The 26,028-nt window shown below is 47.7% G+C and carries 24 protein-coding genes; 19 read left to right on the top strand and 5 right to left on the bottom strand.

Going from position 1 to position 26,028, the window contains the following annotated elements; genetic code table 11:
- Positions 1-25: 25 nt before the first annotated feature.
- From HP399_RS25325 to HP399_RS25310, 4 genes are all read left to right on the top strand, one after another.
- Positions 26-958 carry a cysteine peptidase family C39 domain-containing protein gene (locus tag HP399_RS25325; protein ID WP_173621004.1) on the top strand — a complete coding sequence of 311 codons (933 nt, stop codon included), beginning with the start codon at positions 26-28 and terminating at the stop codon, positions 956-958.
- Positions 959-1,147: 189 nt separating this feature from the next.
- A complete protein-coding gene (locus tag HP399_RS25320; RefSeq protein WP_173621003.1) occupies positions 1,148-2,314 on the top strand; it encodes a dicarboxylate/amino acid:cation symporter in 1,167 nt (388 codons plus the stop codon).
- A gap of 190 nt (positions 2,315-2,504) precedes the next feature.
- Complete coding sequence (locus HP399_RS25315; protein ID WP_173621002.1) at positions 2,505-2,891, top strand: hypothetical protein; 387 nt, start codon at positions 2,505-2,507, stop codon at positions 2,889-2,891.
- A 223-nt stretch (positions 2,892-3,114) separates the two neighbouring features.
- Positions 3,115-3,576: a hypothetical protein gene (locus HP399_RS25310; RefSeq protein WP_173621001.1), complete on the top strand. Its 462-nt coding sequence runs from the start codon at positions 3,115-3,117 to the stop codon at positions 3,574-3,576.
- A gap of 98 nt (positions 3,577-3,674) precedes the next feature.
- On the opposite strand, the gene HP399_RS25305 is transcribed toward HP399_RS25310, so the two are convergent.
- Positions 3,675-4,112, bottom strand: a complete 438-nt coding sequence (locus HP399_RS25305) for a Dps family protein (protein WP_173621000.1) — start codon at positions 4,110-4,112, stop codon at positions 3,675-3,677.
- Between the two features lie 87 nt (positions 4,113-4,199).
- Here HP399_RS25305 and HP399_RS25300 point away from each other — a divergent pair, with 87 nt between their 5' ends.
- Positions 4,200-4,832, top strand: a complete 633-nt coding sequence (locus tag HP399_RS25300) for a molybdenum cofactor guanylyltransferase (RefSeq protein ID WP_173620999.1) — start codon at positions 4,200-4,202, stop codon at positions 4,830-4,832.
- A 38-nt stretch (positions 4,833-4,870) separates the two neighbouring features.
- On the opposite strand, the gene HP399_RS25295 is transcribed toward HP399_RS25300, so the two are convergent.
- Together HP399_RS25295 and fdhD are read right to left on the bottom strand one after the other, a co-directional pair.
- Positions 4,871-5,449, bottom strand: coding sequence for a hypothetical protein (locus HP399_RS25295; protein ID WP_173620998.1), 579 nt, complete (start codon positions 5,447-5,449; stop codon positions 4,871-4,873).
- Between the two features lie 31 nt (positions 5,450-5,480).
- Complete coding sequence (gene fdhD, locus HP399_RS25290) at positions 5,481-6,278, bottom strand: formate dehydrogenase accessory sulfurtransferase FdhD (RefSeq protein ID WP_017251989.1); 798 nt, start codon at positions 6,276-6,278, stop codon at positions 5,481-5,483.
- 401 nt (positions 6,279-6,679) lie between these two features.
- Here fdhD and HP399_RS25285 point away from each other — a divergent pair, with 401 nt between their 5' ends.
- The 7 genes from HP399_RS25285 (at position 6,680) to HP399_RS25255 (ending at position 14,054) form a co-directional block, all read left to right on the top strand.
- Complete coding sequence (locus HP399_RS25285) at positions 6,680-7,954, top strand: L-lactate MFS transporter (RefSeq protein WP_304502547.1); 1,275 nt, start codon at positions 6,680-6,682, stop codon at positions 7,952-7,954.
- Between the two features lie 53 nt (positions 7,955-8,007).
- Positions 8,008-8,373 carry a Na-translocating system protein MpsC family protein gene (locus HP399_RS25280; RefSeq protein ID WP_007722503.1) on the top strand — a complete coding sequence of 122 codons (366 nt, stop codon included), beginning with the start codon at positions 8,008-8,010 and terminating at the stop codon, positions 8,371-8,373.
- Positions 8,374-8,566: 193 nt separating this feature from the next.
- Positions 8,567-10,915: an FdhF/YdeP family oxidoreductase gene (locus HP399_RS25275; protein ID WP_173620996.1), complete on the top strand. Its 2,349-nt coding sequence runs from the start codon at positions 8,567-8,569 to the stop codon at positions 10,913-10,915.
- Between the two features lie 42 nt (positions 10,916-10,957).
- Complete coding sequence (gene glp / locus HP399_RS25270; RefSeq protein ID WP_173620995.1) at positions 10,958-12,217, top strand: molybdopterin molybdotransferase MoeA; 1,260 nt, start codon at positions 10,958-10,960, stop codon at positions 12,215-12,217.
- 3 nt (positions 12,218-12,220) lie between these two features.
- Positions 12,221-12,736 carry a molybdopterin-guanine dinucleotide biosynthesis protein B gene (gene mobB, locus HP399_RS25265; protein ID WP_173620994.1) on the top strand — a complete coding sequence of 172 codons (516 nt, stop codon included), beginning with the start codon at positions 12,221-12,223 and terminating at the stop codon, positions 12,734-12,736.
- 130 nt (positions 12,737-12,866) lie between these two features.
- On the top strand, positions 12,867-13,355 hold the full coding sequence (locus tag HP399_RS25260; RefSeq protein WP_173620993.1) for a DUF2199 domain-containing protein: 489 nt from the start codon (positions 12,867-12,869) through the stop codon (positions 13,353-13,355).
- A 162-nt stretch (positions 13,356-13,517) separates the two neighbouring features.
- Entirely contained in the window at positions 13,518-14,054 is a 537-nt protein-coding gene (locus HP399_RS25255; RefSeq protein WP_173620992.1) for a pyridoxamine 5'-phosphate oxidase family protein, read from the top strand.
- Here the strand turns inward: HP399_RS25255 and HP399_RS25250 are convergent.
- Positions 14,032-15,474 carry a MocR-like pyridoxine biosynthesis transcription factor PdxR gene (locus tag HP399_RS25250; protein ID WP_173620991.1) on the bottom strand — a complete coding sequence of 481 codons (1,443 nt, stop codon included), beginning with the start codon at positions 15,472-15,474 and terminating at the stop codon, positions 14,032-14,034. The two genes, HP399_RS25255 and HP399_RS25250, sit on opposite strands and share 23 nt — an antisense overlap.
- Before the next feature lie 224 nt (positions 15,475-15,698).
- Between HP399_RS25250 and hmpA the strand changes: the two genes are divergently transcribed.
- Positions 15,699-16,916 carry an NO-inducible flavohemoprotein gene (gene hmpA / locus HP399_RS25245; RefSeq protein ID WP_173620990.1) on the top strand — a complete coding sequence of 406 codons (1,218 nt, stop codon included), beginning with the start codon at positions 15,699-15,701 and terminating at the stop codon, positions 16,914-16,916.
- A gap of 27 nt (positions 16,917-16,943) precedes the next feature.
- Here hmpA and HP399_RS25240 read toward each other — a convergent pair whose 3' ends face one another.
- Entirely contained in the window at positions 16,944-17,453 is a 510-nt protein-coding gene (locus tag HP399_RS25240; RefSeq protein WP_173620989.1) for a Crp/Fnr family transcriptional regulator, read from the bottom strand.
- Between the two features lie 165 nt (positions 17,454-17,618).
- Here HP399_RS25240 and HP399_RS25235 point away from each other — a divergent pair, with 165 nt between their 5' ends.
- The 6 genes from HP399_RS25235 to HP399_RS25210 all read left to right on the top strand — a co-directional run bounded on the left by HP399_RS25235 (position 17,619) and on the right by HP399_RS25210 (position 25,992).
- Positions 17,619-18,560, top strand: a complete 942-nt coding sequence (locus HP399_RS25235; RefSeq protein WP_173620988.1) for an MBL fold metallo-hydrolase — start codon at positions 17,619-17,621, stop codon at positions 18,558-18,560.
- Positions 18,561-18,685: 125 nt separating this feature from the next.
- A complete protein-coding gene (locus HP399_RS25230; protein ID WP_173620987.1) occupies positions 18,686-20,476 on the top strand; it encodes a M3 family oligoendopeptidase in 1,791 nt (596 codons plus the stop codon).
- Positions 20,477-20,656: 180 nt separating this feature from the next.
- Entirely contained in the window at positions 20,657-21,619 is a 963-nt protein-coding gene (locus HP399_RS25225; protein WP_173620986.1) for a metal-dependent hydrolase, read from the top strand.
- Between the two features lie 618 nt (positions 21,620-22,237).
- Positions 22,238-23,158, top strand: coding sequence for an ArsR/SmtB family transcription factor (locus HP399_RS25220; protein ID WP_173620985.1), 921 nt, complete (start codon positions 22,238-22,240; stop codon positions 23,156-23,158).
- A 51-nt stretch (positions 23,159-23,209) separates the two neighbouring features.
- Positions 23,210-24,448 (top strand): MDR family MFS transporter, encoded by a 1,239-nt coding sequence (locus HP399_RS25215; RefSeq protein ID WP_173620984.1) that lies wholly within the window; start codon positions 23,210-23,212, stop codon positions 24,446-24,448.
- Between the two features lie 371 nt (positions 24,449-24,819).
- Positions 24,820-25,992, top strand: coding sequence for a bis-aminopropyl spermidine synthase family protein (locus HP399_RS25210; protein WP_173620983.1), 1,173 nt, complete (start codon positions 24,820-24,822; stop codon positions 25,990-25,992).
- The last annotated feature ends 36 nt before the right edge of the window (positions 25,993-26,028 follow it).

Raw genomic sequence — 26,028 nt, 5'->3', positions numbered from 1 at the left:
CATTGACGAGAAAGAGGGAGAAAGCATGCTATCTTATATGGGAAGTGGCCACTACTGCTACGCAAATTCATCATCAATGCTTTTGGAGACAATTGGGGAGAAGGTAGCGCCTGCTGTACTCGAGGTACTTTCCGGTGTAGGAGTCGGAGCCATCTGGTATGAGGAGCAAAAAGTCATTTATTTCGGACAAGTGATTCCTGACCGTGGTGTCAGTCATGCGCTAGAACTGCTTGGTTTTCGTTGGACGGAAAGATCAGGAGATGCAGAGGGCGAGCCACCGTTGGCAGAATTACGGCGCGATTTGGAAAAGGGACCCGTGTTACTCGGACCGCTTGATATGGGCTACCTGACGTATAACCCAAATGCTCAGTACTTGGGAGGTGCTGATCATTTTGTTCTTGCGTACGAGATGGATGATCAAGCGATCTACGTGCATGATCCCGCAGGTTTTCCTTTTGTCAGCCTGCCGTTGTCTCAGTTTGTCTTGGCGTGGAAGGCTGAGAAAATCTTTGATAGCCTCTTTTCCTATCATTATTGGACTGCACCAAAGCGTGTAGGTAGTCCGACGGAGGAGGAGCTGGTTGCAAATGCGCTTCGTTTATACCAAGGGATCTATCAGGAAAGCGCAGCAGCTGAACCGAACCCTTCGATCCTATACGGAAAGGAAGCGATCTTGCGTGTAGTGAAGCGGATGGAAGATGAAGGTGGACTTTCGCCAGCGGAAATGGGCCACTTATCCTATTTTGCTTTCCAGCTAGGGGCGAGGCGAGCGATGGATTTCGCTGTATTTTTCTCGAAGCATGAGCCAGAGCTGGCGGCGATCAAAGAGAAGCAGGCGAAGCAATTCGGACGTTGTCACACACTGACCGTAGAAAAGAATGAGAAAGAACTCGCGGATGCCATGCGCGTGCTGACAGATATCGAAGAAGAATTTCGCCAAGCGGTTTGTACCAAATAATATCGTTCCCCCGAGTGAGTAAGCAACGCTCCTTGGGGGTTTTTCTTTAATTTAAATATTATTACTTTTTTATGATTCATGACAATTACATCCCGGATGTGTTACCTTGATATTCATTCGTCCATGTAAAAGAGACAAAGTCCATTCCACGCGGACATTATTTACCAACACGTAACGGGGGTTCAAGTCATGAAACAGTTAGGTTTACTACCCAAAATTCTGATCGCCATTGTCCTTGGGATCGGGATCGGTTCCATTTCGCCGATTTGGGTTGTGAAAGGATTGGCTACATTTAGTGGCCTGTTTGGAAATTTCCTCGGATTTGCGATTCCGTTGATTATCATTGGATTTATCGCGCCAGGCATTGGTGAGCTGGGCAAAGGGGCAGGGCGTTTGCTTGGGATAACCACAGGGGTTGCTTACTTGTCTACGATCCTTGCAGGAGCGCTTGCTTATTTGGTCAGTACGAGTATTTTTCCACACATTCTTGAGGTAGGTGGACTGGTGAATCAGTATGCCAACCCGGAGAAAGCACTGGTGAAGCCGTTCTTTACCGTGGACATGCCGCCGATTGTAGGTGTGATGACAGCATTGTTGCTCGCCTTCACCCTTGGTCTTGGAGCGACTGTCATCAAAGGGAACGCCCTGCAAAATGTGATGGTAGACTTGAGAGATATCGTAGAGAAGCTGATCGCTTCCGTCATTATCCCGTTGCTTCCCTTACATATCCTGTCTGTATTTTCTAACCTGACCTATGGTGGACAAGTCACCATGATTTTGTCCGTGTTCGTTAAAGTTTTCGTTATGATTATTGGCTTGCATCTATTCTATCTGTTCGTGCAGTACTTGGTAGCGGGCCAGATGGGACGCAAAAATCCATTCACGCTGATGAAAAATATGCTTCCCGCTTACTTTACCGCGATTGGGACACAATCATCTGCGGCCACCATTCCTGTGACACTGAATCAAACCAAGAAAAACGGTGTGAGCGAAAAGATCGCAGATTTCGTCGTTCCACTCTGTGCGACGATCCATCTTTCCGGAAGCACGATTACGCTTGTCAGCTGTTCCATGGCAGTCATGATGCTAAATGACATGACGACATCCTTTAGCGTGATGTTTCCGTTCATCTTGATGCTGGGCGTAACGATGATCGCCGCACCAGGTGTGCCGGGCGGAGCAGTCATGGCGGCACTCGGATTGATGGAGTCCATGCTCGGATTTACAACTACGTTGACTTCGTTGATGATTGCGCTGTACATCGCGCAGGATAGCTTCGGTACCGCTTGTAACGTAACGGGTGATGGTGCGATTGCGGTGATTACGGATCGTTTGAGCGAGGAGAAAGCGGCTTAAAATCTGCTTGAAAGATGTATGTGGAAAAGAGGCCCGTCCCTTTGGGGATGGGGCTTTTTTTGTTATCCTTCGACAAAAAGTCAGTATAGTTTACAAAAATCAACAAATAAATTCAAAAAACTTTATATTTTGACAAAAATTGAAAATAATGGTACATTCGTTCTATTCCATAATATAGGAGGCAATCATTGTGAAAAAAATTCTACTAGCATTGACACTTGTGTTTGCTGTATCGTCCTCAGCTTTTGCTTCAAGCTCGGAAACAGAATCGAACAATACTTTCGAAACAGCTAATTCATTGGCGGTTGACGCTAGCATTTCAGGTCAAGTTGACAAAAGTGATGATGAAGATATTTTTGTTTTTGTAGCTAACAAAACTGGACAAGTACGTGTTTTACTTACAGCACCAACTGGGATTGCAGCCGTTGGGTTATATGACTCTGACACTACATATATTCGAAATGCTTTCATGGAGATACCAATGGATATTGAAGTAGTGGCTGGTCAAAAGTATTATCTTAAAGTATTGAGACTTGGTGAAACTGTCAACTATAGTTTGTCCGTTAATAATCTATAATTAATTTCGAATATGAGACAAAATAGCTCTTTTCTATAGCCAAACTTGGTTTAGAAAGGGGCTATTTTGGCTATGTACAGGTACAGTTGCAAAAGATTAACCCTTGGTTTTCGTGGGGATTTTTTTCACTCAATTTCCCCCGTTTCCAACTAGTGAGAATTATATTATCATTGGGTATAATTCCATCATTCTACTTTTTGCGAAAAGGGGAATACATAACGCAATGTTTAACGAACGGAAAGCGTTACAAATGACATTGCAGGCCATGCTAGAGCAACGTATGGCACTGCGTCGACAGTATGTCGATCAGGACAAGCAGTTGGGAGCTGACATCAAACAGCTTTTGAGCCGTATTCGCGAGTTGGATAACGAAGCCGGGATCGGAGACGATGAAAGCTCAGAGGATGAAACTATGTCAACAGAGGAATTTTCCGACGATCTGATGAAGCGAATGAAGGTAAGAAAGGCTCACATTCGTCACGATTATTTGGAAGTTGCGAAGCACATCGAGAACCTGTTACGGGAAGCGATGTCTCCGATGTCATTGGCTGATCTCTGCTCCGTGTTGAAAGCACGGCACCAGGTTGAGTTTGCGAGTCCCTACATTGGTGTACAGAAGTCATTAAAGTATCTACCCCAAGTAAAAGTAGAAAAAGACGGGCGGAAACTGATTTTTTCACTCTAGGCAACGAGGGTGAGATAGACAGTTTCACGGAAGGCAAGACCCAAAAAAGGCGATGTGTCTATGCACAATCGCCTTTTGGTGTCTATTGATTTACTTGCTTATTGCAAGAAGGACTTGAGCATCCAAATGTGTTTTTCCAGGCCGCTGCGGATTCCCAAAAGCATATCGGCTGTCGCTTCATCGTCGGCTTGGTCTGCCGTTTCCATAGCCAGCTTCAGCTCGTCTACGAGAATGGAGAAGTCTCTTGCGATCGTTTCTACCATTTGCTCAGCTGTTTCGTTTCCTTCTGCTTCGGTGATGCTCGCTGTGTTCAGACATGCAGCCAAAGTCGCTACAGGCTTTCCGCCGATGGAGAGGACACGTTCAGCGAGGGAATCAAGATTCGCTGCTGCTTCGTTGTACAATTCCTCAAATTTTGCGTGGAGCGTAAAGAAGTGAGGTCCTTTTACATTCCAGTGAAAATTGTGTAGTTTCGTATAGAGGACTGTCCAGTTCGCCACTTGTTTATTTAATACGCTATAGAGTGTGTTTTCCATTGAGAATCTCTCCTTATTTATAATAATTATTTGTTTAAACTTATTATAAACTAATAAGGATTATTGTCAACACCCAGGAGGAAATTTATGCAGCAGCTGCGTATCGGTGCGGTTATTTTAGCGGGCGGAAAAAGCAGCAGAATGGGCTCGCCAAAGCAAAACTTACCGTGGAGGGACGGAACCTTTTTAACAGAGCTAGTAAAAGAAGTACAGGAGGTTGGCTTGTCTTGTTTCATTGTAGCGAACGATTTTTCGGATACTCAAGTGACACAAAAGGAACAAATTGATGAACGGCCCGTCACAATTACACCTGATCTGGTACCATCCTGCGGTCCTGTCAGTGGACTGGTTACTGCCTTTCGCGTAAGTTCCGAGGATGCTTTGCTGGTGTTGTCCTGTGATCTTCCCTTTATGGATCGTGGGCAAATTGCCAAGCTTATTGAATTTGCGAGGGAGAGGGACGATTGGGATGTGATCGTCACCCAATCAGAGGGACGCACGCATCCGTTATGCGCAGTGTATCATCGGAGAACGCAGGCTAATTGGGAACGGGCGCTGTTACATGGACAGCGAAAACTGATGTGGACATTAGAAGAGTTGCGGGTGGTGCCATTGCCTGATGAATGGTTGGACCCTTGGGCTGTATTTAATGTCAACACGCCTGAAGAGTACGAACAGGCTAAACTAGAAGAAAAACGCAGAAAGACAGGACATGCTTGAGACGTGTCCTGTCTTTTTGTTTGGAAAAAAGGGGCTGTTTATAGGGGGCTATCATACAAGCATTTCTCAGGACAAACCGTATGAATAGTAGTGATCGCTAACGAAAGGAGGGAAGCGCAATGACAAGAAAGTGCAAAAAACAGGGCCAACACCACGGTCACCACTGTTGTTGCAAAAAACACGACAAACATCACGACCACCATTGTTGCGGTAAAAAACACGACAAGCATCACGACCACCACTGTTGCGGTAAAAAACACGACAAGCATCACGACCACCACTGTTGCTGCAAGAAACATGACGATTACTGCGAGCCTCACTGCTGCTGCAAAAAACACGATGAGCCGCATTGCTGCTGCAAAAAGCATGAACAGTGCCACGATCACTGCTGCTGCTGCAAATGTCATGATTGCAAATGCTGTGAAAAACATGACCACCACTGTTGCAAGAAGCATGAAATAGATGATGAAGACGAAGAAGAGGATGACGACGAAGACGAAGACGAAGATGACCACCACTGCAAGCATCACAAAAAGAAACATTGCTGGTGCAAATAGAAAATTCCCACGTACAAAGAACAAAAGCCCGAGAGCTAACTCGGGCTTTGAGATTACCAACAGCTTGTCCCGCTTTTGATTGATTCCTCCTTTAAGGTAGGAGGATTCTCTGCGCTTGTGTATACACGTTCATTTTGTCATTGCGGATAAATCCGACAGCGGTGAGCTTCAGCTCATCTGCCAGTTGCAGGGCGAGATCAGTTGGAGCGGACTTGGACAATATGATGCCAGCACCAATCTTGGCAGCCTTGAGCAGCACCTCAGACGAGATGCGTCCACTGAAGACAAGAATTTTGTCCGTGGTCGAAATGTCATCTCGCAAGCATTTCCCATAGATCTTGTCGAGAGCATTGTGACGTCCGATGTCGGAGAACTGAAGCAAAACTTCATCCGGTGTACAGAGGGCTGCATTGTGGACGCCACCTGTTTGGCGGTGGATCTCAGACGACGCTTGCAATTCTTTCATCAGGCGCATGCATTGAGCGGGAGTGACAGTTGTTGTGCTTTCAACGGGCTTTGCTGTGCGCGCATCGCTAAAAAAGTAAAAGGATTGTCTGCTTTTTCCGCAGCAGGAGGTAATTCTGCGTTTGGAGTAAAAGCTCTGCGACAAAATCGTTTCTTTATGCAAATCAACGTAGGCAAAACCTTGGGCCTCATTAATCGTAAGCTGTTTGATTTCCGAGTAGCTCTTGATGACGCCCTCGGCTGCTAGAAAACCGATGACCATTTCTTCCAGGTCGGCCGGAGTACATACGATTGTAGCGAATTCCTCATCATTGAGGAAAATCGTGAGGGGGTACTCGGTAACGATTTCGTCGTCTTCCCAGCCATGTTGGTCAGCCGAAATTTTCAACACGGGCAGTCGGGTGGTGATGGTTAGTTCGGACATACGGGCCTCCTTTTTGTCGGAAATATGAAGTTTTTATGGCTATTTTGTGAGGAAAATATTGTCGAGTGAACGCTTACATGGTAGTATACTATGTGAGATGAAAAGTGTCATAAAATTTTCGTCTTTCCATGTATGCTTAGCGTAAGGACAGATTGACACGGAGCAGCGACCCTGCCACCGATTATTTTGTAGCCTTGCAGCGAATTACATAGTGAACACAATGCTTGTTGATGCTGATGTAGCGTTCCTGCTGATGATTAACTGCTGTGTTTCATCGTATCCCTCGTTTCCATTTGTGGAGACCTGGGTGAGTCGGTGAAATCAGCAGTTTTTCTTTTTTTCGAGAAGGCTGCTGATGGATCCACAGCATGCGAAAGACCATTGCGAAGGAGATGAATGATTTGGAACAAAAAGTGAAAAACCGCTGGCTCATCGCGTTGGCTGCGGTAGGCATCCACATCTCGATTGGATCAGTATACGCATGGAGTGTATTCACGAAGCCAATTACCGAGCAGTTCGGCTGGGACTTGCCAGACGTTCAATTTACGTTTAGTATTGCGATCTTGTTCTTAGGGCTGTCTGCTGCCTTCCTCGGTCATTACGTAGAAAAGCATGGCCCGCGCAAAGCTGGCATTCTAGCATCTATCTTTTTTGGAGTAGGAACTGTCGGGGCTGGCTTGGCGATTCAAATGAGCAGCTTGCCTCTGTTGTACTTGTGTTATGGGGTACTTGGCGGTATCGGTCTTGGTGTAGGTTATATTACGCCAGTATCGACCTTGGTCAAATGGTTTCCGGATCGCCGTGGTTTAGCAACAGGTCTTGCGATTATGGGCTTCGGCTTTGCATCCATGATTGCTAGTCCGATTATGAACACTTTGATTGCAAATGTAGGAATCGCGAACACCTTTTATATTTTGGGCATTATTTATTTCGTTGTCATGTTGGCTTCGGCTCAATATTTGGCTCCACCTCCAAAAGGCTGGGTACCTGCTGGATTTTCCGCTACGGGAACAGCTGGCAGCAAGCAAATCAAAAAAGATTTGTGCCAATTGACTGCCAACGAAGCGATCAAGACACGCCGTTTTTACTGGCTGTGGTTGATGCTGTTTATTAATGTGACATGTGGAATCGCGGTTATTTCGGTAGCATCGCCGATGGCGCAAGAAATGGTGGGCATGTCTGTCGGAACAGCAGCTCTGATGGTAGGGTTAAACGGTTTGTTCAACGGTGGTGGACGAATCGGATGGGCGTCTCTGTCTGATTTCATTGGACGACCAAATACGTACACAGCTTTCTTTGTTATCCAAATGGTATTGTTCTTCCTGTTGCCGAATTTGTCCAATCCAATTCTGTTCATGGTTGCGATGTTTATCATTATGACCTGTTACGGTGGTGGCTTTGCATCTATCCCGGCATACATTGGTGACTTGTTTGGAACGAAGCAATTGGGCGCGATTCACGGCTATATTTTGACGGCATGGGCTGCTGCCGGCTTGGCAGGGCCGATCTTTGCAGCATGGGTTCGCAAGACGACAGATAGCTATACAGGAACTATGAGTGTTTTCGCAGGAATGTTCGTTGTCGCTCTGGTGATCTCGCTATTAGTCCGTCTGGATATCAAAAAACTGAAGGAAGAAGCCAAACAAAGAGAAAAGTCTGTTGAATTGGCTAGTTAATCAATGGTAAAGTTTAAGTAGAGAATGATTTGAAGTAAAGGTGATTTTCCTCGATGAATAAGTTCGAAGCAGAATTCAGTAATTTGGTCAGGGCTTTCCGAAAGCGCCATATGGGAAAGGGACCTAGCAAGATCAGCACCACGTTCTGCAAGAACTGGGCGATTTGCGAGATGGAAGGCAACCTTTCTCCGGTGGAAAAGTTCATCGCCACTTCGGAAGACGGAAAGCAGACATTACGAGCTGCCCGAACCGAAATGGTCAAAGAGATCTATCGGAAACACCAGCCAGTTGACATGGAAGCGTTTCTTGGAGCAAAACTCGTTGATCTATTCGTCGATATTGACATTGAACGGGATTTTGGAATGTCGATCTTTGTTTTTGATCAAGACATCGAAAAAAGAATGAAAAACGAACCGTAAGTCTAAACGAAGCAGCGATCCTGTTCACCGGCTTAGACATAACGGAATTCGCGAAAGCAAACACGAAGTTGAGACTAGGTAGCGAACCTGCCGTAGACAACCACCGTGAACACGCTCTTTTCCTATAGGACAAGGGACGGTTTCATGGTGGTTTTTTCGTCTCAATGGAGTTTATTAGAGGGGAGATAAAGAAATGGGCAAGACCAAGCATGGCGGACCAATTAAGCTGGATACTTCGTGGAAGCCTTCCTTATGGGCTTCACTGATGCCGATGGGACTCGGAAAAATCAAGCCGCATCACATTCGCGATACGATGAAGGTGGCCTATGACAATCGCGATAATTTGGGCTACGCCTATCGAATTTTAACGCAAGGTGTATGTGATGGCTGCGCTCTCGGCGTATCCGGTCTCTACGATCAGACGCTGACTGGCCCGCATTTGTGCACCACGCGCTTGAACGTGCTGCGTCTCAATACGATGTCTGCGATGGATCCAAAATGGTTCGAAGATGTACGGGCGCTACAAAAGTTATCCAGCGAAGAATTGCGAAAGCTCGGAAGAATCCCGTATCCGCTGTCCAGAAAACCTGGGGAAAACAAGTTCACGCGCATTAGCTGGGATGAAGCGCTGAACCGCATTGCGAAAAAAATCAAAGACATCAGCCCAAAACAACTGGCCTTTTTCTTGACAGCTCGTGGTATTACGAACGAGGTATACTACACGGCAGCGAAAATGGCTCGTTTCCTCGGAACCAACAACATCGACAACGCATCACGTATTTGTCACTCGCCGAGTAAGACGGCATTGAAGCGTTCGGTTGGAATTGGTGCATCGAGCTGTAACTATCAGGATTGGATCGGTACTGATGTGCTCGTATTCTGGGGCTCTGTACCAGGTAACAACCAGCCTGTATCGACGAAATACATGTATGCTGCGAAAAAAGCAGGAACGAAAATCATCTTGATTAACCCGTACAGAGAGCCAGCGATGGAGAAGTACTGGATTCCATCTGTACCGGATAGTGCTTTGTTCGGAACGAAGATTGCAGACGATTTCTACCAAGTGAACATTGGCGGCGACATCGCATTCATGAACGGCGTGATGAAGATTTGGTTCGAGATGGAGGAAGCCAAACCAGGTTCTGCGATCAATCATGAATTCATCAAGGAGCACGCGAACGGAATCGAAGAGCTGCGCAAGCATGTGATGAATGAATCGTGGGACAAAATCATTGAATCCTCCGGTCTCAGCCGTGAGCGTATCAAAGAATTCGCGCAACTGCTCGCCAACTCCAAAAATGGTGTATTCGTATGGAGTATGGGACTGACCCAGCACAAATTCGGTACGGACAATATTTCTCAAGTAGCCAATCTGGCTATCCTGCGTGGATTCTTCGGTCGTAAGCACACAGGTCTCATGCCGATTCGCGGTCACTCCGGCGTACAAGGCTCCGGTGAAATGGGTGCCGATCCATTCAGCTTGCCTGGCGGCGACTTCGAAGAAAAATCGTGGAACCGCATTGAAAAGATCTGGAACTTCCCGATCCCGAAATGGCAAGGGGATATCGTAGGTATTTCTTTGGAAAATGCAGTGTTGCCAGATGGACACGAGCGCAAGACCAGACTGTTCTACACGAGCGGTGGTAACTTCCTGGAGACGATGCCAGATCCGGACTTCATGCAAAAATGCTTGGAAAGCGTAGAGCTGCGTGTACATCAGGACATCATTTTCAATACATCTACGTTGGTGGACGCGAAGGAAGAAGTGATCGTTCTACCGGCAATGACTCGTTACGAGCAGCCGGGTGGCGGTACTTCGACTAGTACAGAGCGTATGGTCTACTTCAGTGCGGAAGTCGAAGGGCCACGTATTGAAGAAGCCCGTTCGGAATGGGAGATTTACGTAGACTTGGCGGCTCGGGTAAATCCAGAGAAAAAGCATCTGATGCACTTCTCCAATGCGGCTGAAATTCGCGCAGAGATCGCCCTAGCGAATCCGAACTACGACGGCATCCAGCATCTGAAAAACCGTGGAGATGTCTTCCAATGGGGTGGCGCATGGTTGTGTGAAGATGGCGTATGCCCGACACCAGACGGACGTTCGAATCTGATCCCGATTGAGATTCCGGATTTGAACAAGCCAGAGGGTCACTTCTATGTAACGACTCGTCGGGGCAAGCAGTTCAACTCGATGGTCTATAGCAAGAAAGACCCGTTCAACAATGCGGACCGTTATGATATCCTGATCAATGCAGAGGATGCAAAAGAACTGCGCATTGCAGAAGGCGAAAATATCGTCGTTTACAATAAATATGGAACGTTCCAAGGACGGGCCAAATTCGAGGACACTAGACGAGGAAACATTCAAGTACACTGGCCGGAAGGGAACGTACTCATTCCGAAGGGTGTATACGAGACATACGCTGGTATTCCCGAATACAATACAGCCGTGAAGGTTGAAAAAGCGGACACTTTCCACGCCAACAAAGATTTGAAATACGTGGAGAGAGAAGTAGAAGATTTGGAAGTAAACGTCGGCTGACGAGCTGTAGCAATGGGTGGTCAAGATTAGGAGGAACAAGCCATGCGTTTTTCGCGACAAACACTCTCGGTTGAAGAAGCGATGAGCAAGCTGTTGGCAAAATTGCTGACAGGGAGAACGGAACAAGTGCAGATCGGGGAGGCATACGGGCGGATACTGGCCTCTGAACTATGTGCAACATACGATTTGCCGCACTTTGACCGCTCGCCACTGGATGGGTTTGCCGTGAGAGCTGCGGATACTGTGGGGGCCTCCGTTGACCACCCGATTACGCTAACAGTGCTAGAGACGGTTGCGGCCGGGCAAGTACCTACTAGAGAATTGGAAAAGGGCTACGCGACGCGGATCATGACTGGTGCGATGATGCCTGCGGGTGCGGATGCGGTCATCATGTTTGAGCAAACGTACAACCCAGCCGAAGAGGCGGATACTGTACGGATCAAGCGGGAGATGAAGCCTGGAGAAAATGTATCGCGACGCGGTGAAGAGATGGCCAGAGGAACGATCATTGCTAAGGCGGGCGAGCGGATTAACGCAGGTACGCTCGCCAGTTTGGCTACGTTTGGCTATTCGCAGGTAGAGGTGTTCTGCAAGCCGCGTGTCGGTCTGATTTCGACTGGAAGCGAGCTGCTGGAGATTGATCAGCCGCTTGCTCCAGGCAAAATTCGCAACAGTAATACGGTGATGCTGACTGCCTTGATTGCCGAGGCAGGGGGCATCCCTGTTTCGTTTTCAAGACTGCCGGATGATCTGTCGGTGGCAAAGGCGAAAATCAGTGAATGCTTGCAGGGCGTGGATTTGGTCATTTCAAGCGGCGGTGTGTCCGTTGGGGATTTTGATGTGATCGCGGCTTTAGTGGATGAGCCTGAGGTGGAGCTTCTGTTCAACAGGATCGCGATACGTCCGGGAAGTCCGACGACAACCATGATCATAGAAGGCAAGCCTCTTATTGCCCTATCAGGGAATCCGGGTGCCTGTTTTCTCGGGTTTGAGTTATTTGCGCGAGCAGCCATTCGTCGCATCTCGGGAGAAGCCCATGTAGTGCAGCAGGTGATTAAGGCGAGACTTGGTGTCGATTATACGAAGCCTTGTCCATACCCTCGTTACCTGCGAGGGAAGCTTCTCGAAAAAGACGGGGTTTTGCACGCGATACCTGATTTCAATGAAAAGGCAGGGAATCTGGGGACGTTGAAGGACAGCGAATGCTTTATGATCATACCAGCAGGGGGAAGCGGGCAAAAAGCAGGAGAGCTGGTTGATGTTCTCACGCATGCCGCCCCAACCTGGAGAAGAGAGGGATAGCGAATGGTCAAGCCACCTTGTGTTTTGCAGATTGTCGGTTATTCGAACAGTGGCAAGACGACGCTGCTCACCAAGCTCATTCCGATCCTCGAAAAAGCAGGGATTAGAGTCGGAGTCATCAAGCATGATGGTGGACACGATTTTGAGTGGGATCAGCCAGGGAAGGACACCTGGCGTTATCGTGAAGCCGGAGCCTCGCTAGTTGCGATCACTTCCAAAACGAAAACGGCCATCGTAGAGCAAAAGCCGCAGGAGTTGTCCGTTCTTATTCAGCGCTTAGCAGATGCCGGGGCTGAGCTCATTTTGGTAGAGGGCTTCAAGCGTGAAGGCTATCCCAAGCTCGTCCTGCTTCGCAGGCCAGAAGATGAGGAGCTCTTATCGATCGTTACTCATCTGGTAGGGATCGTAGGTTGGTCAGACAATCGTCAGCCGGGGTTGCCATTTTTCGATATTAATGACATAGACAACATGGCCAAGTTTGTGAGGGAACGGGTATCTGGTTGGAATTGTCAAAACTGATTAGAAACATTGAGATCATCCCAGCTTGATTTGGGATGATCTTTTTTTGTAGCATGGCAGATTATCCATGTAATGAAATATGTGGTAATGTAAATAAAAAATCGGCGAGAAATGATAAGGAGCAAAGAACATGAAATGCCCTCACTGTAACAACGAGTTAAATGAACTTCCTTTCTGTTACGGAATGAATGCGCCACATTATTTTTACATGGTACCAGAAGAGAAAAGAACAGAATTAATAAGAGACTTTTGTGTAATTGATGAACAGCATTTCTTTATTAGAGGACATATTGAAATACCAATAGTGGATACAAATGAGAAGTTTATATGGAGTGTTTGGGTCTCACTTAGTGAAGAAAACTTTTTGAAATCGAATGAATTGCTGCATGTAGAAGGAAGAGAAAATGAAAAACCTTATTTTGGTTGGTTATCGACTGAACTTTCCGTCTATCCAAAAACTACACTATCTTTAAAGACATTCGTACATACACAAGAAGTTGGTGCGGTTCCCTTAATAGAATTAGAACAAACGAATCATCCACTTGCCGTTGAACAAAGAGAAGGGATTACAATGGAGAGAGTGAAAGAAATTGCTCATTTAATCAATCATACTGAGTAATAAGAAAATGCCTGCTGCCGGGTTGTTCCGGCAGCTTTTTCGTTTTCTAATGCTTTAGATGATAGCTTATGGATTGCTTCAATCTGGTAGTTTTGGACGTATATATTCACTCCAATGGCTGATAAACTTGCAGCATATTTCAAAATAATAGGAGTGATAACAATGGATGGAGTGCGTTACAAAATTAGAGAAGTATTGGATCAGAGCAAGATTGAGACGTTTTTGCAGCAAGCTAGAATCGGACATCTTGGAATGGTCGATGGTCATTTGCCGTATGTTGTTCCGCTCAATTTTGTTTGGACAAATGGGCAGCTTTATTTCCATGGAGCCACCGGCGGGAGAAGAAATCAGGTTATGGATGCTAATCCAGAGGTCTGTTTTACGGTTTGTGAAGAATATGGAACGATTACTGATCCGGTGCCAGCTAAGACAGACACAGCGTATATGAGTGTAATGATTTTTGGCAAGGCACAGCCTATAGTCGATCTGGATGAAGCTACACACATGTTGCAAGAAATGATGAATAAGTATGTGCCTGGCTACTATAATCGGCCTTTACCCAAGCAGCACGTAGACAAATACCGTTCAGCAGTATTCGGTGGTCCGGTTCAGGTGTACCGAATAGATCCATATCATATCACTGCGAAAGAAAATGCAATGGAAGAAGAAAAAATGTTCAAACCTGGTAAAACCGTGTAATCTTCGCAAGACGAAAAATGCCTTCTTCAATGGTGGATTCATCTACTTTAGCAAAACCCAGTACCCACCCTTTTCGATCGCTTTTCATACAATACTTGCTAAGTGGATAAACACGGATTCCATTTTCGAGTGCTAGGTTCGTCGCGGCTTCTTCGACAAACGATTTATCAGCTTCAAGAAGGATATGCAACCCCGTTTCTACGCCGCTTAGTGTGAAGTGTTCGCCGAGACCTGTCGTGATGATGGCCTTCGTCATGGCTTCATGTCTGCGCCGATATACATTTCGAACCCGTCTCATATGGCGCATGAAATGACCATGCTCAATAAAATGAGTAAGCGTTAATTGCTCCATAATCGGGAGATGCCGATAGGTTAATTCATGGACTTGGGCGAGCTGACGAATGGCCTCTTTGGGACCAACGATTGCCGATATTCGAATACCAGGAGCAATCATTTTGGAAAAACTCATCATATACAACGTGTTCTGAGGTCGCTGACTGAACAAGGTTGGAAGGGGGTCGCCGCGATAGCGAAATTCACTATCGTAATCATCCTCAACAATCCAAAACTGCTGCTCGGCAGCCATGTGTAACAATTGTTGCCTGCGAGGTTCCGACATAATTACTCCAACCGCACACTGGTGCGATGGCGTAACATAGACAAGCTTGGACCCCGGATGAATCTGGTCTACACATAACCCGTACTCGTCAACTGGTACGGAGACAACTTGCATACGCCGATACTTCATTGCCATCCAGGCAGCAGGGAAGCCAGGATCTTCAACAGAAACGCTATCTCCTTCATGTAAAAGGGCTTGGGCGATCAAATCGATGCTATGTTGTGCACCTGAGGTTAACATGATTTGATCGATATTCACATGAACCCCCCGTTCAAGTGACAAATAACGTTGAATCTGTTCTCGCAGTGGTTGGTATCCATAGGCATTGCCATAAGCCCAACTGTCCAGATTCGTTTCTGTAGAAGCCTGTAAAAACGAACGTCTCCAATTCTTTTGAAACTGTTCGTCCAAATAGGGCTCATGGGGACTGAAATCGATCTCAACCTTTTGACTATCTTTGTCCCCGAACCAACCGTGCAAATGACCGATTGTAGTGTTTAATAAAGGCAATTCGGGAGGGACAGGTCCTTCTGGCGCAGCATCCTCTGAAGGACGAGTTGCATAAGTCCATTCGCTAACTCTAGTCCCGCCGCGACGAGAGGTTACCGTGTATCCGCGACTAAATAACTCCTCATAAACAATCTGCATGGTTGAACGGGAAACGCCAATTAAAGAAGCGAGTTCGCGGGAGGGGAGCAGCAATTCACCTGGCTGCCATTTCCCGGTGGTAATATTATGGATCGCTTGGTCCAGCAGTTGCTGCCAGATTGGACGCTTGTCATCTCTGTTTACTGTTAGCATTCATTCACCTTCAGTGGTTTTGTTTAATGATGGATTTGGCTGATATGCTATCATGGCAATCGTTACTTTTGCAACAAGACAGTTGGGGGACGACTTTTTCTTATGGCGTTTTGCAGTTGTCACAAATTGTTTCTATTTCCTGTGACCAGAATCACATGTGTATTTCTGAACCTCCCGTACACTTGAAATATAGAAAGAACGAAGCACTTCAAGGAGGTTCTACGATGTTAAGCCCAAAAACCATTGAAATCATAAAATCAACCGTTCCTGTGCTAGAGGTGCATGGAACTGCCATTACAAAACGTTTTTATCAAATGATGTTTGCTAAGCACCCTGAGCTTCTCAATATTTTCAACCACGCCAATCAAAAGCAGGGAAGACAGCAAGCCGCTCTGGCAAATGCGGTGTATGCTGCGGCTTTGTATATTGATAAGCTGGAAACGATTTTGCCTGTTGTGAAGCAGATTGGACACAAGCACCGCAGCTTGGGAGTGAAGGCCGAACACTACCCAATCGTTGGGGAAAACCTGCTTGCTGCGATCAAAGAAGTACTTGGGGATGCCGCTACGGACGAGATTTTACAGGCGTGGGCAGAAGCGTATGGTGTCATTGCGGATGCTTTCATCGGTGTAGAACACGAAATGTATGAAGAGGCGAGCGGACAGGCTGGAGGTTGGGAAGATTTCAGAGAGTTTATCGTCCAACGCAAGGTGAAGGAAAGCGACGTAATCACTTCCTTTTATCTGGTTCCGGCGGATGGTCAGTCGATTTCCAGCTATGAGCCAGGGCAGTATGTCAGCGTCAAGGTAGAACTACCGGGCGAGCAATTTACGCACATTCGCCAATACAGTCTCTCTGATGCACCAGGGAATGCGTACTACCGCATTTCTGTCAAACGCGAGGATGCGATGCAAGATAAGCCAGCAGGAAAAGTATCCGTTTATTTGTCAGAGGAAGTGAAGGAAGGAGATAGCCTGCAGCTGTCTGCTCCGGCTGGAGATTTTACCTTACAGCAAGAGGGCAGCCGTCCGGTTGTGCTACTCAGTGGTGGTGTAGGATTGACCCCAATGATCAGCATGCTGACCACACTGATCAAATCGGGAACAGACCGTCCGATCACTTTCATTCACGCAGCCAAAAACGGAAATGTGCATGCCATGAAGCCAGCAGTAGAGGAGCTGGCCGCAAAACATCCGCAGCTCTCTGTTCACTGGTGCTATACACAGCCGACCGAGCAAGATCGATTGAACGGTGCTTTCCAGAAAGAAGGATATATCGACTTGCCGTGGCTGCAAAATGTCATCGATACAAAAGAGGCGAGCTACTATTTCTGTGGTCCAATTCCATTCATGAAGACGATCAACGGTGCTCTGTTGGAATGGGGAGTGCCAGCAGACGATATTCATTTTGAGTTTTTTGGACCGGCTGCTACATTGGCATAAAGAGGATCTTACAGAAAAGTACTAAACTTACTCGCGATTCGCAGTTTGAGCGCGCAGCAGTCGATTTACCGTCTCGCGGCGAAGCCCGATGAGCTGACCGATTTCATCCTGAGTCAGCAACTCCGAAAGCGAGGCGACAGGAATGAATGTCTGAAACCAAAGCTGGAGCTTGCGAAGCTTTTCAGCAGGAGAGACTTCGGTCAGTTGGTCGATACGCTGCTGCATCATACGTAGCTTCCCTTGCAGCTGTAGCGCGATATCACGACACTTTTCAGGATTGTCATCCAGATGGCGATACCAATCTGGGGCAGATAGCACTTCGACCTCACAGGTCACAAGCGCGATTGCTGTCCCGTAATAGGGATTCGGGCTCATTAACGAATGATGCGGAATGATCTCATCCGGAACGATGATGTTGACCAGCGTCAATGCTCCGTCTGCATGCACCCGAACGATTTTTAACAGACCGCTCTTCAGATGATAGAGCGGTCCTGTTTCTCCTTGTCGAAACAGGACTTCTCCCTTGTGCAGGATCATGGGTTTCTCCTCGATTCTCTAAGTTTTTCTCTAGCAATTATAGCAAGCCCGGCATGTGGAAGTAAGCAAGCGTAAAAAGCAGTTTGCCGCTTTTTTAGGCTTGCTACAGCAATAATGCCTTTTGCTATAATGGGGAAATCACAGCTAGATAAAGGGAGTTGTCTGATGCTCAACTTTTTTACATGGGTAGGCTCCATAGTGGGGGTACTCCTTATCGGATTGATTGGCTATGTGGCTTACCGCTACTGGTACCATATGGGACAGCTTCCGAAGCCGGAGTTTCGTCATCTGGACACGAAAAAGCCAGTGCCTGCCGACTGGAGTCATGATGAGGTTACATTTACATGGATCGGCCACTCGACGATTCTGTTGAATATGTTTGGTACGAAAATACTGACGGATCCGGTTTTGGGAGAGAAGCTCGGGATTAAGCTTGCAGGTGTCCATTTTGGTCCCAAGCGCTTTACGCCTCCTGCCCTCGACTTTGCTGAGATTGGCGAGGTAGATATCATCTTGCTATCGCATGCCCATTTGGATCATGTCGATCTGCCTACCTTGCAGAAAATAGCGAATCGTTCCACACATGTGATTACGGCGCACCAGACGAGCAAGCTGTTCAAGCATATGCCATTTGGTTCGTATGAGGAAATGCAGCCGGGAGAAGCCGTTACAACCAAAGAAGGAATGACGGTTACTGCGATTCCTGTTCGCCATTGGGGCAACCGGTTTCCATGGAATCATGAATATGGCTACAACGGCTATATGATTGAGAAAAACGGCGTGCGCATCCTCTATCCAGGCGATACTGCTTATATCTCCATGGAAAATTTGGCGAAGCAATTCGGGCCTATCGATCTGGTGTTCATGCCGATTGGAGCCTACAAGCCAGACTCGTATCAAGCAGCGCATTGTACGCCAGAGCAAGCATGGCAAATGTTCAAGGAGACTGAAGCCAAGTGGCTGGTGCCCATTCATTGGAATACGTTTGTGCTCTCGCGTGAGCCTGTTGATGAGCCGTTCGAGCGTCTGTTGGCAGTAGCGGGGGACGAGAGGGATAGGATCGTTGTTGAAAAACAAGGGGAGACGTTTTCGATCCCTGTTCAATAGGCGTGAAAAGTTAGCGACTGCTTACATGGCAGTCGCTTTTCTAACGATATGAATAAATGGGGAGGGAATAGCTACCTTATTATAGAAATATTTTTATCGAAGGAGTTTTTTGAGGAGGGGTACATATGACAAAAGCATTGCCACAACGCTGGGATATGGATGTGATTTTTCCTGGTGGTAGTGAATCAGAGGATTTTCGGGCGTTTTTAGGAACTTTGGAAGGGGATATTGCGAACCTGAAAGCTCGGTTGGAACAATCTAGCACTGGTTTGCATGAAACAGCGGCTTTCAAGGAAGTTGTCACTCAGGTCCAAAGCATTGCTGTGCGTGTGAGACAAGCAGGTGCATTCATTTCCTGCCTGACTGCTCAAAATGTAAAGGATGAGCCAGCCAAGCTGATGGGTGGGCGTGTGAAGAGCATCTCGGCTGCGTTTGGTGCAGTATTGACGCGCTGGGAAGAAAAGCTGCTGGCTATCGACGAGGCTGCATGGGAGAATCTGTTGGCAGACGAAGAAGTGCAACCGCTTGCTTTTGTGCTGAATGAGCGCCGTCGCCGTGCACAGGAAAAGCTGTCGCCTGAACAAGAAGTGCTGGCAAACGATTTAGCTGTAGACGGGTATCACGCTTGGCAAGATTTGTACAATGCGGTCGTGGGACGTATGAGCATTGAGGTTGAGGTCAATGGAGAGACGAAGCAGATGTCTGTCGGGCAAGCGTCTAACCTAATGAGCAGTCCTGACCGTGCTGTTCGTGCCCATGTTTTTGAAAAGTGGACAGAAGCTTGGGGCAAGGAAACGGAGCTGTGCGCGCAGGCGCTGAATCACTTGGGTGGTTTCCGTCTCTCTCTGTACCGTCATCGCGGCTGGGATTCCGTTCTGCGTGAGCCGCTGGATATTGGACGGATGCAGGAAAAAACACTCGACGCGATGTGGCAGGCTATCGACAATCGCAAGGATCGTTTGGTTGCCTATCTGGAGCGCAAGGCGAAGTTGCTCGGTGTAGACAAGCTGAGCTGGTACGATGTAGGGGCTCCAGTCGGGAATGTACATAAAGAAGTGTCTTACGATGAAGCAGCTGCCCTGATCGTTGAGCACTTCAAACGTTTCAATCCGAGCATGGCTGAGTTTGCGCAAAAGGCATTCGATGAGGGCTGGATCGAGGCAGAGGATCGTCCTGGCAAGCGCCCAGGCGGATTCTGCACGAGCTTCCCAGTCAGCAAGCAGTCTCGCGTGTTCATGACGTATGCAGGAAGCGCAAGCAATGTATCCACACTGGCACATGAGCTGGGGCATGCGTATCATCAGCAAGTCATGTGGAATTTGCCAGCACTTAACCAAAACTACGCGATGAACGTAGCGGAAACAGCATCTACCTTCGCAGAGATGATTCTCGCTGACGCTGCTGTGAAAAATGCAGCCAATGACGATGAAAAACTGGTGCTCTTGGAAGATAAGCTGCAATCCATCGTCGCGTTTTTCATGAACATCCACGCTCGCTTTATTTTCGAGAAAAACTTCTACGAGAAGCGCAAAGAAGGTCTCGTTAGCGCGGCTGATCTAGACCGAATCATGGAAGAGGCGCAAAAGCAAGCGTACAATGGCGCTTTGGCAGATTACGAGCCGCACTTCTGGGCATCCAAGCTGCATTTCTATATCACGTCGTATCCGTTCTACAACTTCCCGTACACATTCGGGTACTTGTTTAGCATGAGTGTCTATGCGCGTGCACTCGAAGAAGGCGAGAGCTTCGCTCCGAAATATGATGCACTGCTCCAAGATACGGGCCGCCTGATGGTAGAGGACTTGGCGAAGAAGCATCTCGGCGAGGACATGACGACAGTTGAGTTCTGGCAAAAAGCTGTTGATCTGGCTGTGGCAGACATCGACGAATTCCTGCGCCTGACAGAAGAAGCATAAATTCACGAATAAATAAGCTCCAAGCAGTCTGTCGCTTTTCTGACAGGCTGCTTTTTCGTTGAGAGATTGTTAACATCGCAGACGAAATCTTCGGATAACCTTTACCTGCGGTTTATAGAATCCTCGCTATTTTTTCGTACAGTAAAAGGGAAGGGAGTACTTGCAAAGGGAGGCATCGTAATGGACACTGGCAGTCATCTTTTGTTGGGTGTCACACTGGCGGGCTTAGCCCATATCACGCCAGCAGTGGCACATGATCCGGCGCTTGCTCAGGCGCTGATGATCGCAACGGTAGTGGGATCTCATGCCCCGGATTTCGACACTGTGGCCAGACTTCGCGGTATTTCTTTTTACATTCGCTTTCATCGGGGAATTACTCATTCGATTCCCGCCCTGTTTCTGTGGCCCCTCATCATCAGTCTTCCTCTTGCCTGGGGGTTTGGTCTCATGGGGCAGTTCGGGATTTTGTACGGATGGACGCTGCTGGCTGTTGTGCTGCATGTTTTTCTCGATATGCTAAACGCCTATGGAGTTCAATGTATTCGACCTATTAGCAAGCGCTGGGTGCATTTGGATGTGCTCGCGATTTTTGAGCCACTGGTGTTCGCGGTTCATTTGGCAGCGGCGATATGGTGGATAGCTTTTAACGGAGATCCCAGCATGCTATTTCCGGGAGCATATGGGATGACGCTCCTGTATATTGGCGTGCGGGCTTGGCAGCATCAGCGTAACGTCAAGCGGGTAGTAAGGGCGTTGGAAACAAGAGGCATATCCCATGTTTTCCCGAGTATACATCCTTTTCACTGGCGATTCGTCGTAGAGACGGAGAAACTGTTTTACACAGGGAGAGTCGAGTATGCACGTGTGATACTCGAGGATGTGTATCCGAAGCAGCAGCGTGATGCAATCATCCAGGCTACTGTCGGTGTGGACGGAGTTCGTGCTTTTCTCGGATTTGCTCAACGAATCCACGTCACGTGGAAGGAGATTGCCGACGGTTATGAAGTCACGTGGAGCGATGTGCGTTTTTGGTACAACCGCAAGCTGCCATTTGGCGTAGATGTTGTCTTGGATCGTGATTTGAACGTAGTTGATCATCGGCTGGGCTGGCGAAAAAAAGCGTGGGACCCGCCGTTTGTATAAGGAAAGCTAGTATAGGTAAGCCCCGTCAGTTTGGTGAAGCTGGGGGCTTACTTTTTTTGCGTGTGGAAATTTAAAACAATAAATTTCGTAGTGCATAACGAGGTGCATCAGCGTCTGCTTCTTGCATTGCTTCAGTAAAACTTTCTGCTTAAACGCGGTCGCCCCCCTTGAGGATGCCTAGATAGAGTTTTTTTCTGTGCAAACAAAAATGAAGATCATCCATCAGTTTATGCTGATAAAAATAATCTTCTAAGGTTTAAGAGGTATCGATAAACCAACAAAGCTGGTGAGAAGAAAAAGCACAGGGCTCGTAGACCTTGACAGCGCCTCCCCAGTCGGAACTTTCAAAAGGGGACCACGCTTGTCGAACACTTCTTCTATGAGATACTTCCGCCCATAGGGTGGCTTTGGCTCGACGGTCCCCTTTTGGAAGTGGAGACGGACAGTGAATCACCCCTGCTGGCGTGTCAGAGTCGAAGAGAGCTGTGCTTTTTCTTCTCCTCCACTATGTTGACCCCATTCATAAGGACCTTTATAAGTTATTCTAACGAAATGGCGCTATGCAATCTCCAGAAAGAATGATACACTGAAAAAAACTAAACGTTCGATGGTGATAGAATGAATGTGTTATATTCGATCAGAGTAGAATGGTCTCCTGCGTATGAATGTATCATTAGCCTTTACACTTACATCTACGAGAAGGAGCGCAAGCATTGTTTGCTTGGTACGGCTTGGTTAGAGGAGACAAAACAAAAGCTCCCGGTCTCTTTTGCAGATGAACTCGCAGATGAACGCTGGGAGGTACTCCACCGTTTGGTGCTGCTTGTAGCGCAATCACCCCGGACCAAATCCGTTGAAGAATTTCTTGGGTGGCTGGAAAGCATCCCTCCCGGTGAAATTTATGAGCGCCTCGCGCCATGGGTGGAGACAATCCCACTGAACTTGGGAGAAATCCGTGATCGCAGCCTATCGTTGCTTACCCGGTGGAATGAACATTATTTTTCGAAAGTGGACCCACGCATTTTGGAGAGTCTGCAACGGAGCGCCGATGAGTTGACAGTCCGCGCCAAAGAAACGCCTCCAATCGATTTGGTCGATCATGTTACGAACGGTATCTGGATTGAGCCGATGGCAGATTTGCGAGAGGTTGTACTGATCCCGCAATATCATTGTGCCCATTCTTCTGTTCTCGACTTTTATCGGGGACTTGCCACTTGCATGTACCCTGTCAAAGATGCAACAACGACCAAACCACAGCCGCTTCTGGAGCTGTTGCCTATTACACAGTGCTTGGCGGATGAGAAGCGTCTGCAAATCTTGCGCTGCCTGGCAAAAAAGACGTGCACCCTCGGTGAATTACAGAAGCAAGTATCCTTAGCAAAAAGCACCGTCCATCATCATGTAACGGCATTGCGCAGAGCGGGGCTGATTCGTGCTCACTACACAGGAAGTACGACGATTTCCTACTACAGTCTGCGAGAAGCCTTCGTCGAGCGTCTCCCGGTCTTACTGCGTTCCTTCTTCCATACACCAGAGTGATTTTGCTTACGGAAATGGCATGATTTTGTTGAGAGGGTAGGTTGAATCAGTATGAGCAAAATGAGGCAAGTGTGGGAGGCGTATCACCCGATTGTTCATCTGTTGATGGCAGGCACGGTGTTCGTTCAGCTCACCCAATCGATGAGTATCCCTTTTCTGGCCATCTATCTCGGTGAAACGACGAAGCTCTCTCATGCCTATATTGGACTGATTATCGGTGCAGGTCCTTTGGCTGGAACAGTAGGAGGATTTGTTGGCGGGATTCTCTCGGATTTGTTTGGCAGACAAAAGCTGATGTTTTTTTCCTTGCTTGCTATGGCGTGCTCGATTATCGGATTCATTACGGTGGCTCATCCGATCGGTTTGCTGTTAATCAGCATGGTTATGGGATTTGCGGCTTCGATTTTTGCGACGGTTTCAAAAGCGCTGATGGGCGACTTGACTCCCGAGCATAGACGTTTTCGTGTGTTCTCGAACCGCTATCTTGCGAACAATCTAGGTTTCGCGATTGGTCCTATGCTCGGTGCTTTTTTGGGGATTTCCGGCAGCAATCTGGCGTTTTTTCTGACTGCGGTATCCTTGGTGAGCTTTGCCATCATTTTATTAGTGGCATGTCGGAGATGTGGCGTCACCGATGATGCTGGGGGGAACGGAGAAGTAGAGAGAGCTAGTTTGGGTGAGATCTGGCAAGTGCTCAGAAGGGATGTCGTCCTTCTTACATTTGTCACAGGCGGAATCCTGTTAGTGACGGTGTACGGTCAGATGTCTGTTACGCTCTCCCAATACTTGCGGGAAAACTTTTCAGAGGGAGTCGCCTTGTTTGGAACATTGATGAGCGTCAATGGATTTACCGTCTTGCTTTTGCAAATTCCAGTGACGAGGCTGGTTGAGCGTTATTCCTTGTTTACACGGATAGCAGGTGGCGCTGTATTGATGGCCATAGGAGAAGTCGGATTTGCTTTTTCGCCAGACTGGGCTTGGTTTATTACGGCGATGATCGTATTTACGCTAGGGGAAATCTTGATCATACCTGCGGAGTATGCGCAAATCGATGAGATCAGTCCAGCGAATATGCGAGGGACTTACTACGGGGCACAAAGCGCAACGATGCTGGGCAGCTTCCTTGGACCATGGGCAGGTGGTATGGTGCTCACCGCATATGGTGGCCCCGTGATGTTTTTGGTCATGGCAGTATTGGCGCTGGTTAGCTTGATCTTTTATTGGCTGGGACGTAGGCTGCATGAAAAGCGGAAGCAGCCTAGAATTGCAATTGTAGAGACTGCCATGTAACTTCTTGCCGATTGATTGCGAGTACCGTATAATGGAAAGTATCTTTTTCAAAAGGGGACGTTTTGATGTCGGTGTGTGTTCTTAACTAGGCAATTGGATAGGGTACTCCCAGTATTTTTGGCAAAAACCACATTTCATGTCGGCTTATTTGCTATGGAAAAAGGGAGGCCTTGATTAGTTAAGAACTTACGGTCATCCATCTACCCATTTGTTCGACTACGGGAACCGTGCTCTTACGCACGGTTTTTTTGCGTGACTATCCACGCGCACGTAGCGAACGTATGCCCTCAAGGCGGAGATGAACGAATGTTCATGCTCTGCCTTTTTTGCATGCATGATGGGTCCATCCCTTTTGAAAAGAGGTTTTCTACATGAAAAATTATATCGAAGACACCTATAAACAAGTGCGTTTACAAGAAGGCCAGCGTGTAATCGAACAGTTTCTGCTCGCGTGTTATTTTCATCCGGGTTTGCCTACGAAAGAGCTGGCGAGAAAGGTGCTCTTGCCTGTACCTGTGGCGACTGCGATCAAAAAAGAACTGATCAAGGCCGGTGCCGTACAGCAGGGGAGCGGGGTGAGATGCACCGCAGAAGGGGAAGCGTTCATTGAGCAAAAGCTAGGGTTTGGTGGGCTGGATCGAGAGCTGTACGAGAAGTTGATGAGAGACGACGAAGCTTGGAAAACCGAGCTGGCTGACTTGCAAGCGGAAATGGAGACGATTTTTGCTGGGCGTCCGCAAGTCGATGTACAGATCGATCAGTCCAAATGCACAGTCGAGACGAGCTTGCGCAGGGCAATCTTATGCTTGCGGCATCAGAGCTTGGTGGGCAAAAAAATATTATGCGTCGGGGATGATGATTTGGTTAGCATCTCGCTGGGGCTTTTGCTCAAGCGCCTGTTTCCGGGGAATCAGCAACGTCCAGGGCAAATTGACGTAGTCGATATCGATGAACGTTTTCTCCAGTACATTACGGATGTGTCCAAGCAAAAAGCATTGACCGTGGCCTGCCATCAGGCTGATTTGCGGCAGCCGCTGCCGAAGAAGCTGCAGGGTGGGTACGATTGCTTTTTCACCGATCCGCCTTATACGCTGCAAGGAATGGCTTTGTTTTTATCCCGTGGAATCAGTGGGCTGCAAAAGCAAAAAGGACTGTCCATCTTCTTGTCCTTTGCGCATAAATCGCCTGATTTCACGCTGAATATGCAACGGGAGTTCGTGCTGGCAGGCTTGACCGTACGAGAGGTGCTCAGTCATTTCAATGAATACGAAGCGGCGCAAATGATTGGAAACAAGGGACAAATGATCGTGCTCACCACCACAGAGCTGACGGCTCCGACGATCAAGCATCCATTTCTGGAGTCGCTGTACACAGGCGAAGAGACTCCTTCCAAGCGTGAGTATCAATGCAAGCGTTGCAAAAGATCGATCCAGGTAGGGGCACAGGCAAAAATAGTGACGATAGAACAATTGAAAAAACGCGGCTGCCCTCGTTGTAAGCACCAGAGCTTTGAACTGTTGTCCCGCCGGAGAGCACAAGACTGATTGTCTGCAAGTGGGCATATGGTAGTGGTGGAGGGG

Origin of the sequence: Brevibacillus sp. DP1.3A (assembly GCF_013284245.2) — a bacterium.
GTDB lineage: Bacteria > Bacillota > Bacilli > Brevibacillales > Brevibacillaceae > Brevibacillus.
Note: the sequence above shows the minus strand (reverse complement) of the source record. Positions and strands in the feature narration are given on the sequence as shown.

Excerpts from the sequence above, each read along its gene's own strand:
- fdhD (WP_017251989.1), bottom strand. The coding sequence starts at position 6,278 with ATGTCCGAACTAACCATCACCACCCGACTGCCCGTGTTGAAAATTTCG.
- HP399_RS25300 (WP_173620999.1), top strand. The coding sequence starts at position 4,200 with ATGCAGCAGCTGCGTATCGGTGCGGTTATTTTAGCGGGCGGAAAAAGC.
- HP399_RS25230 (WP_173620987.1), top strand. The coding sequence starts at position 18,686 with ATGACAAAAGCATTGCCACAACGCTGGGATATGGATGTGATTTTTCCT.
- HP399_RS25215 (WP_173620984.1), top strand. The coding sequence starts at position 23,210 with ATGAGCAAAATGAGGCAAGTGTGGGAGGCGTATCACCCGATTGTTCAT.
- HP399_RS25305 (WP_173621000.1), bottom strand. The coding sequence starts at position 4,112 with ATGGAAAACACACTCTATAGCGTATTAAATAAACAAGTGGCGAACTGG.
- HP399_RS25255 (WP_173620992.1), top strand. The coding sequence starts at position 13,518 with ATGGATGGAGTGCGTTACAAAATTAGAGAAGTATTGGATCAGAGCAAG.
- HP399_RS25325 (WP_173621004.1), top strand. The coding sequence starts at position 26 with ATGCTATCTTATATGGGAAGTGGCCACTACTGCTACGCAAATTCATCA.
- HP399_RS25275 (WP_173620996.1), top strand. The coding sequence starts at position 8,567 with ATGGGCAAGACCAAGCATGGCGGACCAATTAAGCTGGATACTTCGTGG.
- HP399_RS25235 (WP_173620988.1), top strand. The coding sequence starts at position 17,619 with ATGCTCAACTTTTTTACATGGGTAGGCTCCATAGTGGGGGTACTCCTT.
- HP399_RS25220 (WP_173620985.1), top strand. The coding sequence starts at position 22,238 with ATGAATGTGTTATATTCGATCAGAGTAGAATGGTCTCCTGCGTATGAA.
- glp (WP_173620995.1), top strand. The coding sequence starts at position 10,958 with ATGCGTTTTTCGCGACAAACACTCTCGGTTGAAGAAGCGATGAGCAAG.
- HP399_RS25310 (WP_173621001.1), top strand. The coding sequence starts at position 3,115 with ATGTTTAACGAACGGAAAGCGTTACAAATGACATTGCAGGCCATGCTA.
- mobB (WP_173620994.1), top strand. The coding sequence starts at position 12,221 with ATGGTCAAGCCACCTTGTGTTTTGCAGATTGTCGGTTATTCGAACAGT.
- HP399_RS25225 (WP_173620986.1), top strand. The coding sequence starts at position 20,657 with ATGGACACTGGCAGTCATCTTTTGTTGGGTGTCACACTGGCGGGCTTA.
- hmpA (WP_173620990.1), top strand. The coding sequence starts at position 15,699 with ATGTTAAGCCCAAAAACCATTGAAATCATAAAATCAACCGTTCCTGTG.
- HP399_RS25320 (WP_173621003.1), top strand. The coding sequence starts at position 1,148 with ATGAAACAGTTAGGTTTACTACCCAAAATTCTGATCGCCATTGTCCTT.
- HP399_RS25210 (WP_173620983.1), top strand. The coding sequence starts at position 24,820 with ATGAAAAATTATATCGAAGACACCTATAAACAAGTGCGTTTACAAGAA.
- HP399_RS25280 (WP_007722503.1), top strand. The coding sequence starts at position 8,008 with ATGAATAAGTTCGAAGCAGAATTCAGTAATTTGGTCAGGGCTTTCCGA.
- HP399_RS25250 (WP_173620991.1), bottom strand. The coding sequence starts at position 15,474 with ATGCTAACAGTAAACAGAGATGACAAGCGTCCAATCTGGCAGCAACTG.
- HP399_RS25260 (WP_173620993.1), top strand. The coding sequence starts at position 12,867 with ATGAAATGCCCTCACTGTAACAACGAGTTAAATGAACTTCCTTTCTGT.
- HP399_RS25240 (WP_173620989.1), bottom strand. The coding sequence starts at position 17,453 with ATGATCCTGCACAAGGGAGAAGTCCTGTTTCGACAAGGAGAAACAGGA.